This window comes from Spongisporangium articulatum (genome assembly GCF_044465595.1).
In the GTDB taxonomy this organism is placed as follows: domain Bacteria; phylum Actinomycetota; class Actinomycetes; order Actinomycetales; family Kineosporiaceae; genus Spongisporangium; species Spongisporangium articulatum.
This window is the reverse complement of sequence record NZ_JBITLV010000003.1, coordinates 152,651-167,265: the sequence shown is the minus strand read 5'-3', so window position 1 is coordinate 167,265 and position 14,615 is coordinate 152,651. Positions and strand designations below refer to the sequence as shown.

General features: G+C 72.3%; 13 protein-coding genes. 10 read left to right on the top strand and 3 right to left on the bottom strand.

Annotated elements, in window-relative coordinates:
- Positions 1 to 120: 120 nt before the first annotated feature.
- Both ACIB24_RS10465 and ACIB24_RS10460 read right to left on the bottom strand, forming a co-directional pair.
- Entirely contained in the window at positions 121 to 489 is a 369-nt protein-coding gene (locus ACIB24_RS10465) for an Hsp20/alpha crystallin family protein (RefSeq protein ID WP_398279258.1), read from the bottom strand.
- Positions 490 to 589: 100 nt separating this feature from the next.
- Positions 590 to 1,072, bottom strand: coding sequence for a DUF6343 family protein (locus ACIB24_RS10460; RefSeq protein ID WP_398279256.1), 483 nt, complete (start codon positions 1,070 to 1,072; stop codon positions 590 to 592).
- Between the two features lie 45 nt (positions 1,073 to 1,117).
- Here ACIB24_RS10460 and ACIB24_RS10455 point away from each other — a divergent pair, with 45 nt between their 5' ends.
- Together ACIB24_RS10455 and ACIB24_RS10450 are read left to right on the top strand one after the other, a co-directional pair.
- Positions 1,118 to 2,323 carry an MFS transporter gene (locus tag ACIB24_RS10455; protein WP_398279254.1) on the top strand — a complete coding sequence of 402 codons (1,206 nt, stop codon included), beginning with the start codon at positions 1,118 to 1,120 and terminating at the stop codon, positions 2,321 to 2,323.
- On the top strand, positions 2,320 to 3,885 hold the full coding sequence (locus tag ACIB24_RS10450) for an LLM class flavin-dependent oxidoreductase (RefSeq protein ID WP_398279251.1): 1,566 nt from the start codon (positions 2,320 to 2,322) through the stop codon (positions 3,883 to 3,885). The genes ACIB24_RS10455 and ACIB24_RS10450 overlap by 4 nt, the downstream gene beginning before the upstream one ends.
- Here ACIB24_RS10450 and ACIB24_RS10445 read toward each other — a convergent pair.
- Entirely contained in the window at positions 3,806 to 6,067 is a 2,262-nt protein-coding gene (locus tag ACIB24_RS10445; protein WP_398279248.1) for a putative bifunctional diguanylate cyclase/phosphodiesterase, read from the bottom strand. The two genes, ACIB24_RS10450 and ACIB24_RS10445, sit on opposite strands and share 80 nt — an antisense overlap.
- Positions 6,068 to 6,219: 152 nt before the next feature.
- On the opposite strand from ACIB24_RS10445, the gene ACIB24_RS10440 reads away from it, so the two are divergent.
- The 8 genes from ACIB24_RS10440 (at position 6,220) to ACIB24_RS10405 (ending at position 14,614) form a co-directional block, all read left to right on the top strand.
- Positions 6,220 to 7,134 carry an EamA family transporter gene (locus ACIB24_RS10440; RefSeq protein WP_398279245.1) on the top strand — a complete coding sequence of 305 codons (915 nt, stop codon included), beginning with the start codon at positions 6,220 to 6,222 and terminating at the stop codon, positions 7,132 to 7,134.
- A gap of 39 nt (positions 7,135 to 7,173) precedes the next feature.
- The gene (locus tag ACIB24_RS10435) at positions 7,174 to 7,824 is read left to right on the top strand and encodes a PilZ domain-containing protein (RefSeq protein WP_398279242.1); all 651 of its coding nucleotides are present in this window, start codon (positions 7,174 to 7,176) and stop codon (positions 7,822 to 7,824) included.
- A gap of 157 nt (positions 7,825 to 7,981) precedes the next feature.
- Positions 7,982 to 10,450 (top strand): methyl-accepting chemotaxis protein, encoded by a 2,469-nt coding sequence (locus ACIB24_RS10430; protein ID WP_398279239.1) that lies wholly within the window; start codon positions 7,982 to 7,984, stop codon positions 10,448 to 10,450.
- 7 nt (positions 10,451 to 10,457) lie between these two features.
- Positions 10,458 to 11,057: a chemotaxis protein CheW gene (locus ACIB24_RS10425; RefSeq protein WP_398279236.1), complete on the top strand. Its 600-nt coding sequence runs from the start codon at positions 10,458 to 10,460 to the stop codon at positions 11,055 to 11,057.
- Positions 11,054 to 11,908 carry a CheR family methyltransferase gene (locus tag ACIB24_RS10420; RefSeq protein WP_398279233.1) on the top strand — a complete coding sequence of 285 codons (855 nt, stop codon included), beginning with the start codon at positions 11,054 to 11,056 and terminating at the stop codon, positions 11,906 to 11,908. Before ACIB24_RS10425 ends, ACIB24_RS10420 begins: the two co-directional genes overlap by 4 nt.
- Positions 11,905 to 12,453, top strand: coding sequence for a chemotaxis protein CheD (locus ACIB24_RS10415; RefSeq protein WP_398279230.1), 549 nt, complete (start codon positions 11,905 to 11,907; stop codon positions 12,451 to 12,453). Before ACIB24_RS10420 ends, ACIB24_RS10415 begins: the two co-directional genes overlap by 4 nt.
- A complete protein-coding gene (locus ACIB24_RS10410) occupies positions 12,450 to 13,544 on the top strand; it encodes a chemotaxis response regulator protein-glutamate methylesterase (protein WP_398279227.1) in 1,095 nt (364 codons plus the stop codon). The genes ACIB24_RS10415 and ACIB24_RS10410 overlap by 4 nt, the downstream gene beginning before the upstream one ends.
- Positions 13,541 to 14,614 carry a methyl-accepting chemotaxis protein gene (locus ACIB24_RS10405; protein ID WP_398279224.1) on the top strand — a complete coding sequence of 358 codons (1,074 nt, stop codon included), beginning with the start codon at positions 13,541 to 13,543 and terminating at the stop codon, positions 14,612 to 14,614. The genes ACIB24_RS10410 and ACIB24_RS10405 overlap by 4 nt, the downstream gene beginning before the upstream one ends.
- Position 14,615: the final 1 nt, after the last annotated feature.

Sequence of the window (14,615 nt, the reverse complement as noted above, 5' to 3'; positions counted from 1 at the left end):
CAAAATGCACCGACCCCCGGCACTCCGCACGCCACGGGGGACGGGCGGCGGGTGCGGCGGGGGTCGGGCCTCACCTCGGGCTACGGGGGGACAGCCACGAGGTGCCTCGAACCCGGGGCCTCAGCCCTGGGTGATCTCGACCTTCCGAGGCGCGGGGGCGGCCGCGCGGGGGAGGGTCACGGTGAGGACGCCGTCCGCGAGGGTCGCGGAGACGTCGTCACGCTGGACGTCGCCCGGCAGCGAGCGCCGCAGCGTGAACGTCTCGCCGCGGGTGGCGGTGACCACGAGGGTCTTCTCGGCCACCTCGACGGAGACGTCCTCGCGCTTCACGCCGGGCAGCTCGACGGTGACCGTGTAGGCCTCGTCGGTGCTGCTGACCTCGGTGACGGGCGCCCAGCGGCGGGTCGGGGCGGCGGTACGGGGCGCGAAGAACGCCCGGACCAGCTGCTCGAACTGGGGGTCATAGGTACGGACGACAGGCAGAGCCATGGCAGCTCACCCTTCCTCTAGCGGGTCTGATCGGTAGGACGTTCGATCTGCTCAACGAGGCTTGAGCGAAACTGATTCCCCAAAGTTGAGCGGGGTTCGCTCAAGGCGAACGTGAGCCGATGTTAGCCACGAACGCGGCGACCGGGGGGATGACCATGGCGATCAGCGACATCACGACCGCTCCCGTCGTCGAGAACGTCCGCACCCACACCCAGGCGACCGTGATCAGCACGAGGCACAGGGCCATCAGGGCCAGGTAGCGCCGGACCCGGACGTCCTGCGGGATCGGCACGGGGGTCTGCAGGGCCCGGTCGGGCCGGGCCGGTTCGTACGGGGGGACCCGCGCGCCCGGCTGGAAGTGCGGGCCCTGGCGGATCCGGTGGACGACGACCGCCACGTCGACGGCGGCGCTCAGCCCGATCGCCGCGAAGAGCACGGCGGCCCCGACCCACTCGTACAGTCCGAAGACGATCGTCCCGGACAGGCCGCACAGCAGCCCGAAGGTCGCCAGCACCAACCGCAGCCCGAGTGCACTGCGGGCCGTGTCGGGTTCGCTGCCGGTGCGGGGCGGGCGAGGGGCCACGTCCTCAGTATGAACCGATTCGTAGGACCACTTAGGCTGGCCCGCGTGACGTCTGCTCCGGCTCCGGCCGTGACGAGCGCGAAACCCGGAGCCGGGCTCACCGCCGTCCTCGCCCTGTCCTGCGGCCTGACCGTCGCCAACCTGTACTACGCGCAGCCGCTGCTGGACGCCATCGCCCGGCGGTTCGACGTCGCCGAGGGCACGGCGGCCTTCGTGGTCACGGCGACGCAGGTCGGGTACGTGCTCGGGCTGCTGTTCGTCCTGCCCCTCGGCGACCTGGTCGAGACCCGGCGGCTGGTCTCCCGCACCCTGGTGCTGACCGCGCTGTCCGCCGCGGTGTGCGCGGCGGCGCCCAGCTACGGGGTCTTCCTGATCGGCAGCCTGATCCTGGGCATCACGTCGGTGGTGGCGCAGGTGCTCATCCCGTACGCCGCGCACCTGGCCGACGACGCCTCCCGCGGCCGGATGATCGGCATGGTGATGACCGGGCTGCTCACCGGCATCCTGCTGGCCCGCAGCTTCTCCAGCGTGGTCGCGGGCGCGTTCGGCTGGCGGTCGATCTTCGCCGTGTCGGCCGTGCTGATGCTGGGGCTGGCCGTGGCGCTGCCGCGCATCCTCGTGCCGCGCGAGCCCGAGCACCGGATGAGCTACGCCCGCCTGCTCGGCTCCGTCGTCGCGCTCGTGCCCGAACTGCCGGCGCTGCGCCGCCGGGCGCTCAGCCAGGCCCTGATGTTCGGCGCGTTCAGCGCGTTCTGGAGCGCGGTGGCCTTCGAGCTGATCAACGACCACGGCCTCGACCAGTTCCAGATCGGCCTGTTCGCCCTGGCCGGCGCCGGCGGGGCGGTGGCCGCGCCGGTGGCCGGCCGGTTGGGCGACCGGGGCCACTCGACGATCGGCGGTGGCCTGCTCATCCTCCTGGGGATCGCGGCGATGGCCGCCGCCGGGCTGGGGCGCGACCGGCTGTGGGTGCTCGTCCTGGCCGGGTTCGCCGTCGACTTCGCGGTGCAGGGGCACCAGGTACTCAGCCAGCGCGAGATCTACGGCCTGCGGGCCGATGCGCGCTCGCGGATCAACACCGTGTTCATGTCGAGCGTGTTCACCGGCGGGGCGATCGCCTCGGCCGGCACCGGCCTGCTGCACGATTCGGGCGGGTGGACGGCGGCCACCTGGCTGGGCGGTGGGTTCGCCGCGGCCGCGTTCGTGATCTGGGGTCTGGCGGCGCTTCGCGCCCGAAGCAGGGAGGTGCGATGACCGACTACGGTCACGACCTGGAGTTCGGCTCGTTCATCACGCCTCTCGCCGACGGGCACGAGACCGTCGTCGCGCTGGCCCAGCTCACCGAGCGGCTCGGCCTCGACCTGGTCACCTTCCAGGACCACCCGTACCAGGCCCGGTTCCTCGACACCTGGACCCTGCTGTCCGTGGTGGCGACCCGGACGACGAGCGTGCGGGTCAGCCCCAACGTCGCCAACCTGCAGCTGCGCCCGCCGGCGGTGCTGGCCAAGGCCGCCGCGAGCCTCGACCTGCTGTCGGGTGGTCGGGTCGAGCTGGGCCTGGGGGCGGGCGCGTTCGGCGACGCGGTGGCCGGTTACGGCGGGCCGAGACTCGGCTCCGGGCAGGCGGTCACGGCCCTGGCCGAGGGAATCGAGATCATCCGCGGGATCTGGGACACCACCCGACGCTCCGTGCGCGTCGAGGGCGACGTGCACCACGTGTCCGGCGCGCATCCCGGCCCCGCGCCCGCGCACGACATCGGCATCTGGGTCGGCGCGTACAAGCCGCGCATGCTCGCGCTCACCGGGCGGCTGGGCGACGGCTGGCTGCCCAGTGCCGGCTACCTACCGCCCGACGGGCTGGCCGACGCCAACGCCCGGATCGACGAGGCGGCGCAGGCGGCCGGCCGCGACCCCCGGGCGATCCGGCGGCTCTACAACATCAGCGGAAGGTTCGGCAGCGCAGGCGGTTTCCTGGCCGGGCCGGCCGAGGTGTGGGCCGAGCAGCTGGCCGACCTGGCGCTCGGCGAGGGCATCGGCACCTTCATCGTCGCCGCCGACGACCCCGACGACCTCCGGCGCTTCGCCGGGGAGGTGGCTCCCGTCGTCCGGGAACTGGTGGACGACGAGCGCCGCGGGGTGCGGGCCGCCGCCCCCGAGCCGGAGCGCGAGTCGGTGAATCTCGTCGAGACCGTCGTCCCCGCCTCGGCTTTCGACGTGGCGCCCACCCCGGACGACGGGCGGCGGCTCAGCGATGCCGCCACGTTCCGGGAGCTCGGCTGGGACGAGTCGACCCGGCCCACCGGGCCCGCTCCCGACCCGGACCGCCGGTACACGAGGCACGAGGTGGCCACCGGCCAGCACCTGGTCGACGTGCACGACCACCTGCGCCAGGAGCTCGCCCAGGTCCGGAACATCGTCGACCAGGTCGCGGGCGGCTCCGTCGACCCCGGCGTGGCGCGCTCGGCGATCAACGAGATGACGTTGCGGCAGAACAACTGGACGATGAGCACGTACTGCCAGTCCTACTGCCGGGTGGTCACCACGCACCACACCCTCGAGGACCAGAGCATGCTGCCGCACCTGAAGGCCAGGGACCCGCGCCTGGCCGGCGTCGTCGACCGGCTGGAGGCCGAGCACCACGTGATCCACGAGGTGCTGGAACGGGTCGATGCGGCCCTGGTGGGTTTCGTGGCCGATCCCCAGTCGCGTCAGAACGTGGTCGTAGCAGTCGATCTGCTCACTGACGTGCTGCTGTCGCACCTGTCGTACGAGGAGCGGGAACTGGTCGAGCCGCTGGGCCGGCTGGGAATGTACTGAGCCCGGTCGTCCGCCGCTCGAGCCAGGCCGCGAACTGCTCCAGCGGCAGCGGGCGGCTGTGCAGGTACCCCTGCGCCTCGTCGCAGCCGATCTCGTGCAGCGCCTGCAGCGTGTCCTGGTCCTCCACGCCCTCGGCGACGATCCGCATCCCGAGCCGGTGGGCCAGCTCGATGGTGCCGATCACGATGTCGCGGGTGCGCTCGTCGTCCAGCAGCCGGCGCACGAACGAACGGTCGATCTTCAGCTCGCAGGCCGGCAGGTCGTTCAGGTAGCTGAGCGACGAGTAGCCGGTGCCGTAGTCGTCGATGCTGATCGCGAACCCGCGGTCCGCGATGGCCCGCATGGTGCGCATCGAGACCTCGGGGTCGAGCATCAGGCTGGTCTCGGTCATCTCCAGAACCATGCGCTGGGGCGGCAGCTCGCCGGCCAGCACGTCGTCGAGCACCTCGAGCAGGTCGGGCTGGACCAGGCAGCCGGCCGACAGGTTCACCGAGACCCGCAGGTCGTGGCCGGCCCGCTGCCAGCGCAGACATTGGGCGACCGCCTCGTGCACCACGCGGGCCGTCAACCGGGACATCAGCCCGTTCTGCTCCACCAGGTCGATGAACCGCAGGGGTTCCACGACGCCCAGCCGCGGGTGGTGCCAGCGGACCAGCGCCTCCGCCCCGATCACCGTGTTCGTCCCCAGCGAGACCTGCGGCTGGAAGTAGACCTGCAGCTCCTCCGCCGAGGGTGAGCCGGGGGCGAGCAGCCGGTGCAGGTCCTCGACCAGCTGCATCTGCTGCTGGGCGCGGGCGTCCAGGCCCGGGTCGTAGACGCCGACCCCCGCCCGGGAGGCCTTGGCCTGGTACATCGCGGTGTCGGCGCGACGCAGCAGCTCCCCGGCGGTCATCCGCTCGACCGGGTCCTCGGGGCCGCCGCGCGCACTTGGGTGCGCGGCCAGTCCGATGCTGGCCCGCAGCCGCACCGACCGGCCGTCGACGTGCTGGTACGGCCCGGTGTGCGCGGCCAGCCGGCCGGCCACGTCCTTCGCCTTGTCGAGGGTGGTGCGCGGCAGCAGGACGGCGAACTCGTCGCCGCCCAGCCGGGCCAGCATCCCGCCGCCCGGCAGCAGTCCGGCGAACAGGCCGGCCACCTGACGCAGCAGCTCGTCCCCGACGGAATGCCCGTACCGGTCGTTGACGACCTTGAACTCGTCGAGGTCGACGAGCAGCAGCGAGATCGGCTCGTCCCGCTCCAGCGCCGCCTCGAGATGGGCCAGCAGGGCCCGCCGGTTCGGGACGCCGGTCAGCTCGTCGGTGAGCGCCTCGTACCGGGACCGGGTCAACCGGGTCAGGTCCTTGACCATGGTGGCGAACCGCAGGCAGCCGCCGGCACAGGCCAGCGAGGCCAGCACGGCGACGGTCAGCCCCGTGTGCAGCCGCCCGGCCGCCACCAGCATCGCGATCCCCGCCACCAGGACCAGCACGACGCCGCCGGTGCTCTGCTCCAGCGACGCCTGGGCCATCTGGTTGCGGCGCGGTCGCAGCGTCGCCGCGAGCACGATCAGTTCGGCGCCGAGCAGGACGGCGACCTGGCCCATCGAGCCCACCGGTGACCCGAACCGCAGGCTGAGCAGCGCGACGACCAGCATGGTCACCGGGGCCACCGCGGTCAGCCACATCCGCACGTCCCGGCCGAGTTTCGCGATCGTGGCCAGCGACAGGACGGTCCCGATCAGCACGGCGGCGGCCGCCGCCAGCCACAGCTGGGCCTGCCGCTCGGCCCCCGCGAGGCCGCGCCACGGCGTGCCGGTCAGCGCGTTGCCGAAGGCCACGCACACCAGGACCGCGCTCGACCCCGACACCCAGTCGCCCGGGTCGGACAGGAAGGTGCGCATCCGGTTCCAGTGGATCAGCCCCTGGTAGAGGGGGACGCAGGCCAGCGTCGAGAGCGTCGCGAACGCGATGCCACCCGCGTGGCCGAACGCGCTCTCGCCCGTCAGCACCCGGGCCAGCGCCCCCGCCTGGCCGAGGGCCACCCCGGACGTCAGGGCCGCCGTCCCCAGCAGGACCATCCGCCAGACGGCCTGCTCGTTGAGCACCGTCGCCTCGCGTCGCCGCACCCGCCAGACCATCCCGGTGGCCACCACCGCGGTCAGGCACGTCAGGGCGCCCGCGAGGGTCTCCGGGAGCTGCGCCATGGACAGGACATCGACAGCCGGGGGCGTCTTCGCGACCCGTCGTAGCTCTGTGTCACACGATCGGCCTCGGCCTATCCCTCGTCCGGCCCAACCGGCCTCGACGGTGTGACGACGTCCGGGGCGCGCGCGGGCCACCACCTAACCTGGCGGGCGTGCCGATCCGCGACTCCGTCCTCGCCCTGCTCGTGACCGTCATCTGGGGAGCGAACTTCGTCGTGATCGACGAGGGGCTGGACGGGATGCCGCCCGTGCTGTTCGTGGCGATCCGGTTCGTGGTGGTGGTCTTCCCCGCGATCCTGTTCGTGAAGCGCCCGGAGGTGCCCTGGCGGGTGCTGGGCACTGTCGGGCTGTTCCTCAGCATCGGACAGTTCGGGCTGCTCTACTCCGCGCTGAAGGTCGGGATGCCCGCCGGACTGGCCAGTCTCGTGCTGCAGGCCCAGGTGCTGCTGACCGTGCTGCTGGCCGCCCTGAGACTGCATGAGCGGCCGACCACCCGGCAGCTGGTCGGAGTCGGGCTGGGCATCGTGGGGCTGGCCGTGGTGGCGGGCGGCCGGTCGGCGGCCACCCCGTGGCTGGGGCTGCTGCTCACCCTGGCGGCCGCGCTGTCGTGGGCGACGGGCAACATCGCCGCCCGGCAGGCCCGCGTCGCCTCCGGTCTGTCCCTGACCGTGTGGTCGGCGCTGTTCGTGCCGGTGCCGATGTTCCTGCTGTCGCTGGCGCTCGACGGGCCCACCGCCGTGGGCCACGCGCTCGGGCACCTGAGCACGGCCAACGTGCTGTCGACGCTCTACACCGCCGTCCTGGCCTCCCTGGTCGGCTACGGCATCTGGAACACGTTGCTCGCCAGACACGCCGCCGCCCAGGTGGTCCCGTTCACCCTGCTGGTCCCGGTGACCGGCATGCTGACCGCCTGGCTGGTGCAGCAGGAACGTCCGGGGCCGCTCGAGCTGACCGGGGGTGTGGTGCTGCTGCTCGGGGTGGCGGTCACGGCGGTCGGCGGGTGGCGGGGCGAAAGGAAAGCCGAGCCGCTGCCGATGGAACCACTGACCGAGGGACGGGCTCGCTGAGACCCCTGGTGACCTCCCCGGGCGGCCGGCGGGGGTGCCATGTCCGCATCGACGCCTGCGACCACGGACGCAGCGGAGGACGACGGGCGGTCCCAGGTCCGGGTGGGGCAGAACGTCGTCATGTCCGTCTACGGGGAATCGATCCCGGGTCGCATCGTCGCGGTCCACGACGCGATGACGGAGATGCGGGTCCTGCAGCCGCAGGCGGCCCAGGTGCTCGGCACCGCGGCGGCCGAGGGGGAGGCGGTCGTGGCCCTCGCCGCCGCCGCCCTGGTGATCCCGGTCGTGTGCTGGGCCGTCGGGGACCGGCTCCGCTGGCGGGCCCGGGGCCAGGCTCGGCTGCTGCAGCGCCGGAAGCACCAGCGGGTCGGGCTCGACGTCGCCACCCTGCTCAGCTGGCGGGAGGCCGCCGGATCTGCGATGCGCCGGGTGGTCTGCCGGACGGCCGACCTCTCCGAGGGCGGGGTCCGGCTGCAGCCCGCCTCCGTGGTCTGGCCGAGTGTCGGGTCTCGCGTGACGGTCACCCTCGACCTCGCCGATGGGCCTGCGCACGTCGCCGCCGAGGTACTGGGAACGACCGAGGACTACGGCCTGCGGCTGCGGTTCTCGCCCGGCGCGGATGTCGCGGCCGTGCGCGAGGCGGTCGAGCGGGTGGTCCGTTCGTCCCGGAATGAGGTGTTCGGGACCTAAGGCCCGGTCGAGTCGGGACCAAGGTCCCGTCTTCCGTGGTGAGCGGGTGATCTTCGCGCTGGTTGTTCAGCGCCTCGCCGACCGTACCGAGAACTACTCCGTCAGAGCCAACCACGGACTGACAATCCCTCACCGGTCCTCAGTCCGAGGAGTCTCAATGTTGCGGCGTACCCGTCTATCCGTCCGGATCAACCTGCTCGTCGGGGTGGTCGCGCTCGCCGTCGGTGTGCTGGTTCTGGCCGGCTACTCGTCGATGCAGGGCCAGCGGCACGTGCAGCAGCAGCTGCTCGCCCAGTCGGATCTCAACGACGCCGCCCGGATCGTGCAGTACGACTTCGCCGACTTCAACGGCTGGCAGACCGCCTACACCCTGGACGCCAGCCGGGTGGGCCCCTCGGCCGCGGCCGACGGTGCCCCCTCGCGCAAGGCGTTCCTGGCCTCCGTCGAGCGCACCCGGCAGGACCTCGCCGCGCTGGACAAGGCGACCCGCCAGGACCCGACGGTCGACAGCGCCAACGTCGACTCCGCCAAGGCCGCCCTCGACGAGTTCATGGTCAACGACGCGAAGATCGTCGCGCTGCTCCGCCAGGGCACGGCGGAGGCGACCCGGCAGGCCGACGACCTGGTCGGTAAGACCGAGATGGCCGTCTTCCAGCGCGGCGCGAAGGCCGTCGCCGCGGTCGCCGCCGACATCGCCGCCGAACAGGACAAGCTGATCGCGCAGGCCAACGACGAGGCCCGGCGGGACACGATGCTGGGCATCGGCCTCGGCGTCCTGGCCCTCCTCGTGATCACCGTCCTCGGCCTGGCCATCGGACGCTCCGTGCGGGGGCCCGCGGAGAACATCCGCACCGCGGCCGAGCGTCTCGCCGCCGGTGACCTCGACTTCGACGTGGACGAGACCGGCAGCGACGAGCTCAGCCAGGCCGGCCGAGCGATGGGCCAGGCCCGGGGCACGCTGGCCGGACTGGTCGAGCAGATGAACCGGATGGCGGCCGAGCACGAGGCGGGCGACATCGACGTCGTCGTCGACGCCGACTCCTTCCCCGGGGCCTACGGCGTCGTCGGCCGCGGTGTCAACGACATGGTGGCCTCCCACATTGCCGTGAAGAAGCAGGCCATGGGCGTCGTGAAGGCCTTCGGGGAGGGCGATTTCGACGCTCCGATGCCGCAGCTGCCGGGCAAGAAGGCGTTCATCAACGACACGATCGAGCAGGTGCGGGGCAACCTGCAGGGGCTGATCGAGCAGATGAACCGGATGTCCGCGGAGCACGAGGCGGGCGACATCGACGTGGTGATCGAGACCGACCGTTTCCAGGGCGGTTTCCGGGAGATGGCCGCGGGCGTGAACGGGATGGTCGCCGGTCACATCGCGGTGAAGAAGCAGGCCATGGCGGTCGTGAAGGCCTTCGGGGAGGGCGATTTCGACGCCCCGATGCCGCAGCTGCCGGGCAAGAAGGCCTTCATCAACGACACCATCGAGCAGGTGCGGGGCAACCTGCGCGCCCTGATCGAGGATGCCACCATGCTGTCGGAGGCCGCCGTGCAGGGCCGGCTCGACGTGCGGGCCGACGCCTTCCGGCACGAGGGTGGCTTCCGCCGGATCGTCCAGGGCGTCAACGACACGCTGGACGCCGTCATCGGGCCGCTCACGGAGGTCGGCGAGGTACTCGCGGCCATGTCCGACGGCGACCTGACCCGGACCGTGGACACGACCTACGCCGGCCGCCTGGAGGAGCTGCGCGTCGCCGTGAACAACACGGTGCACACGATGGCCCGCACCGTCGGTGAGGTGATCGGGGCCACCGACCAGCTGAGCAACGCGGCCGAGCAGATCAGTGGCGCCTCGCAGGCCCTGTCCCAGGCGGCCACCGAGCAGGCCGCGACGGTCGAGGAGACCGGGTCGAGCGTCGACCAGATGGCGGCCAGCATCAACCAGAACAGCGACAACGCGAAGGTCACCGACGACATCGCCGGCAAGGCCGCCCGTGAGGCCGCCGAGGGCGGCGAGGCGGTGCAGGAGACCGTCGAGGCGATGAAGACGATCGCCGCGAAGATCGCCATCATCGACGACATCGCCTTCCAGACCAACATGCTGGCCCTCAACGCCACCATCGAGGCGGCCCGGGCCGGTGAGCACGGCAAGGGCTTCGCCGTCGTGGCGACCGAGGTCGGCAAGCTGGCCGAGCGCAGCCAGGTCGCGGCCCAGGAGATCGGTCAACTGGCGACCGGCAGCGTGCAGACGGCCGAGCGGGCCGGTGCCCTGCTCGGGGAGATCGTGCCGAGCATCCGCAAGACGTCGGACCTGGTCCAGGAGATCTCCGCCGCCTCCTCCGAGCAGGCGTCGGGTGCCTCGCAGATCACCACGTCGATGTCGCAGATGAACCAGGTGACGCAGCAGAACGCCTCGTCCAGCGAGGAGCTGGCCGCCACCGCGGAGGAGATGACCGCCCAGACCGGTCAGTTGCAGGAGCTGATGCGCTTCTTCCGGGTGCCGGGTTCGGCCCGTCCGGGCGGATTCGCTCCCACCCGGGGTCCGGCGGCGGAGCCCGTCGTCGCGGGCATGCCGGCTCCCCGGCAGGCCGACGAGCTGTCGTTCGACGACGCCGACTTCGACCGGTTCTGAGGCCGCCATGACGACGACCGCGACCGGGCAGGCACCCGGCACCGTCCCGGCCCCGGCGGAACCACGCGACGACGTGGTGACGGACGAGCGCCGGTACCTCACCTTCACGCTGCAGGACGAGCTGTACGCCATCGACATCCTGCAGGTCACCGAGATCATCGAGTTCCGGTCGCTGACCGTGGTCCCGATGATGCCGCCCTTCATCCGCGGGGTGCTGAACCTGCGCGGCCGGGTGCTCCCGGTCGTGGACCTCGCGGCCCGGTTCGAGCACGGGGCCACGGAGGTCCGCCGCCGGACGGCGGTCATCGTGGTGCGGGCCGGAGGCGAGGGCACGGCGACCCAGGACGTGGGCGTCATGGTGGACGGCGTCAACAAGGTCATCCATCTCGGGGCCGACGACATCGAGCCGCCGCCGGCGTTCGGGGCCGGGGTGCGGACCGACTTCATCAGCGGGATGGCCCGGGCCGACGCCGGCTTCCTGATCGTCCTGAACACGGCGCAGGTCCTGGCGGGTGCGGCCGAGCTGGCCGACGCCGTGCGGGCCGACGCCGTACGGGCCGACGCCGTGCGGGCCGACGCTCGCGCGGACGGAGAAGCGGGCGGATGACGCCGGGGCCCGTGCCCGCGGCCGCCGCCGTCGGGCGGTCCGGCATCGACGCGGCGGACTTCGCCTGGATCCAGGAGTTCGTGCGCCGGCGCACCGGCATCGTGATGAAAGCCGGCAAGGAGGCGCTCGTCCTCGGCCGGCTGGATCGGCGGGTGCGGCATCACGGTCTACCCGACTTCGCCTCCTACGTCAGGCTTCTCGCGCGGGCGGAGGCCGGGCAGGGCGCGGTCGAGGAACTGCGGGTGGCCACCGACCTGTTGACCACCAACGAGACGTACTTCTTCCGCGAGCCGCAGCACCTCGAGCTGCTGCCGCGCCTGCTCCCGGCCCCGCCGCCGGGCCGTCCGATCCGGGTGTGGAGCGCCGCGAGCTCGACGGGCGAGGAGGCGTGGTCGATCGCGCTCGTCCTGGCGGACACCCTCGGTCCCTCCGGCTGGGAGATCGTGGGGACCGACGTGTCGGGGCGCGTCGTGCAGACCGCCAACCGCGGGTTGTACCCGCTGGCGGCCGCCGAGAAGATCCCGCGCCGGCTGCTCAAGGCTTACGGGCTGAAGGGTCGGGGGGCGCACGAGGGCCGGTTCACCCTGCGGTCGGACCTGCGCGAGCGGGTCTCCTTCCGGGAGGCCAACCTGATCGAGAAGCTGCCGTCCCTGGGGCAGTTCGACATCGTCTTCCTGCGCAACGTCCTGATCTACTTCGACGAGGACACCAAGCGCCACATCCTGAGGCAGATCCACACCCTGATCCGGCCCGGCGGCCACCTCGTCGTCGGGCATGCGGAGAGCATCACGGGACTCCTGGACGGCGTCGCCCCCGTGGTGCCCTCGGTCTACCGGGTCGAGGGCGGATGAGCCCCGGTGCGGGCGGGCCGGCCGGCCGGGACCACCCGTCGCCCGTCGTCCTGCATCCCGGGGACTTCTTCTTCGGCCGGGCGCCCGGCCGGGTGGAGACCCTGCTCGGCTCGTGCGTCGCCATCACCCTGTGGCATCCCGCGCTGCACGTCGGGGGGATGTGCCACTACCTGCTGCCCAGCCGGTCCCGCACCGGCGAGGAGGCCGGGCGCCTCGACGGCCGCTACGCCGACGAGGCGCTGGAGATGTTCCGGCGCAGCGCGTCCCGGTTGTCGACCGACCTGGACGAGTACGTGGTGAAGATGTTCGGCGGGGGACGGCAGTTCGACTGCGATCCCGTCGCGCACCGGATCGACGTCCCGGCGCGCAACGTGGCGGCCGGCCGCGCGCTGCTGAGGCGAGCGGGCCTCGTGCCGGCCGCCGAGCACGTCGGTGGCGTCGGGCCCCGGACCGTCCGGCTGAATCTGCACAGCGGCCGGGTGGAGGTCCGGCATGCCGGTGCCGATGTACCTGATCTGTGGATGAGCGAGGGGGTCTCGGCGTGACCGGGCGGATCAAGGTACTGGTGGTCGACGACTCGGCCGTCGTGCGTCAGGTGCTCTCCAGCGTCCTGGCGCACGATCCCGACATCGAGGTGGCGAGCGTCTCCGACCCCATCTTCGCCATGGAGCGGATGAAGAAGGACTGGCCCGACGCCCTCGTCCTGGACATCGAGATGCCCCGGATGGACGGGCTCACCTTCCTGCGCAAGCTGATGGCGGTCCGCCCGACCCCGGTCGTCATCTGTTCGACGCTCACCGAGAAGGGCGCGGAGACCACGATGCAGGCGATGGCCGCCGGGGCCATCGGTTTCGTCACCAAGCCGACCAGCGGCCTGCGGGACTTCCTCACCGAGGACGGCGGGGAGATCGTGCGGGCGGTCAAGGCGGCGGCCGCCGGGAACGTCCGCAGCCTGCGCGCGACCACGGACACCCTGGCCCGTCAGGTCCCGCCCCAGTCCCGGGGCGCGGGCGACGCCGCCGCCTCGAAGGCCCCGGCGCGGGGCCCGCTGAGCGTCACCACGGACCGGTTGGTCGCCATCGGCACCTCCACCGGTGGTACGCAGGCGCTCGAGCTCGTGCTGTCGGCGCTGCCGCGGGTCAACCCGGGGATCGTCGTCGTCCAGCACATGCCCGAGAAGTTCACGGCGGCCTTCGCCGCCCGGCTCAACCGGGTGTGCGCGGCGGAGGTCGCGGAGGGCCGGGACGGGGAGCGCATCCTGCCGGGGCGCATCCTGATCGCCCCCGGTGGCCGGCACATGGAGGTCGAGCGGGTGGGCGCCCAGTACCGGGTGAAGATCACCGACGCGGAACGGGTCAATCGGCACCGCCCGTCGGTCGATGTGCTCTTCGAGTCGACGGCTCGCCACGCCGGGGCCAACGCACTGGGTGTGATCCTGACCGGGATGGGGGACGACGGGGCGCGGGGGCTGCTGAAGATGCGCACCGCCGGGGCCCGGACCCTCGGTCAGGACGAGCGCTCGTGCGTCGTGTACGGGATGCCCGGGGCGGCGCAGCAGCTGGGCGCGGTGGAGCGGGAGTTGCCACTGGACGAGATGGCCGGGGCGATCGAGAACTACTCGAGGAGTATGCAGTGACGCTGATCGTGGGCTCGGCCCTGATCCTGGCCCTCGCGGCGGGCGCGGTCGGGGGCTTCCTCCTGGGCCGCCGCCGGCCCGTCGAGGTCGCCGCGACCGGCCCGGACGTGGACGGCTTCGTCACCAGCCTGGTCGAACTCGGTGAGACGCTGCCGCCGGTCTGGGCGCGGCAGGTGGACAGCTCACGGCGTCAGATGGAGGACGCCGTCGGCGAGCTGACGGCGACCTTCGGGCAGATCGTGATCCTGCTCGACGAGGCGGTGAACACCTCCCGCGGAGCGATCGCCGCCGGCGACGTCGATGTGTTCGCGTCGGCCCGCGGGCGGCTCGCGGAGGTCGTCGAGGCGCTGGAGGAGACGCTGACCCAGCGCCAGCGGACCCTGCAGGAGCTGGGGCAGCTCGTCGAGCTCAACGGACAGATGAAGAAGATGACCGACGAGGTCACCCGCATCGCCGCACAGACGCACCTGCTCGCCCTCAACGCCGCGATCGAGGCCCGCCGGGTCGGCGACGCGGGGCAGGCGTTCGAGGTCGTGGCGATGGAGGTACGGCAGCTCGCCGACTCCTCCGGCCGGGCCGGGGAACGCATCAACGACCTCGCCGAAGAGGTGGGCCGCGCGATCCGCGGTGCCCTCGACATCGCCACCGAGACGGCCGAGGCCGAGGGCAGCATGGTGCTCGACGCCAACTCCAAGGTGCAGGGCGTCCTGGACGACCTGCTCGGCTTCGTCGGCGGGTTGCGTTCCTCCTCGGAGCAGCTGGGGCAGGTCACCGAGGGGATCAAGGACCAGATCGCGGAGTCGTTGGTGCAGTTCCAGTTCCAGGACCGGGTGGGCCAGACCCTCACCCACGTCCGGGACTCCATCGAGACGTTGCCCGCGGTCCTGGCCGGCGCGCCCACGCTGGAGGCGGTCGACTCCGCCGCGCTGCTGGAGCAGTTGGCCGGCAGCTACACCATGGTCGAGGAGTACGAGCTGCACGGCTCGCCGACCTCGGCGATCCCGCCCGCCCGGACAGCCCCCGGCGCCTCGTCCGCCCCGTCGTCCGATTCCGACATCACCTTCTTCTAGG

Coding starts and splice junctions, on each gene's coding strand:
- ACIB24_RS10465 (WP_398279258.1), bottom strand. CDS start 489: ATGGCTCTGCCTGTCGTCCGTACCTATGACCCCCAGTTCGAGCAGCTG.
- ACIB24_RS10450 (WP_398279251.1), top strand. CDS start 2,320: ATGACCGACTACGGTCACGACCTGGAGTTCGGCTCGTTCATCACGCCT.
- ACIB24_RS10445 (WP_398279248.1), bottom strand. CDS start 6,067: ATGGCGCAGCTCCCGGAGACCCTCGCGGGCGCCCTGACGTGCCTGACC.
- ACIB24_RS10435 (WP_398279242.1), top strand. CDS start 7,174: ATGTCCGCATCGACGCCTGCGACCACGGACGCAGCGGAGGACGACGGG.
- ACIB24_RS10430 (WP_398279239.1), top strand. CDS start 7,982: ATGTTGCGGCGTACCCGTCTATCCGTCCGGATCAACCTGCTCGTCGGG.
- ACIB24_RS10425 (WP_398279236.1), top strand. CDS start 10,458: ATGACGACGACCGCGACCGGGCAGGCACCCGGCACCGTCCCGGCCCCG.
- ACIB24_RS10420 (WP_398279233.1), top strand. CDS start 11,054: ATGACGCCGGGGCCCGTGCCCGCGGCCGCCGCCGTCGGGCGGTCCGGC.
- ACIB24_RS10415 (WP_398279230.1), top strand. CDS start 11,905: ATGAGCCCCGGTGCGGGCGGGCCGGCCGGCCGGGACCACCCGTCGCCC.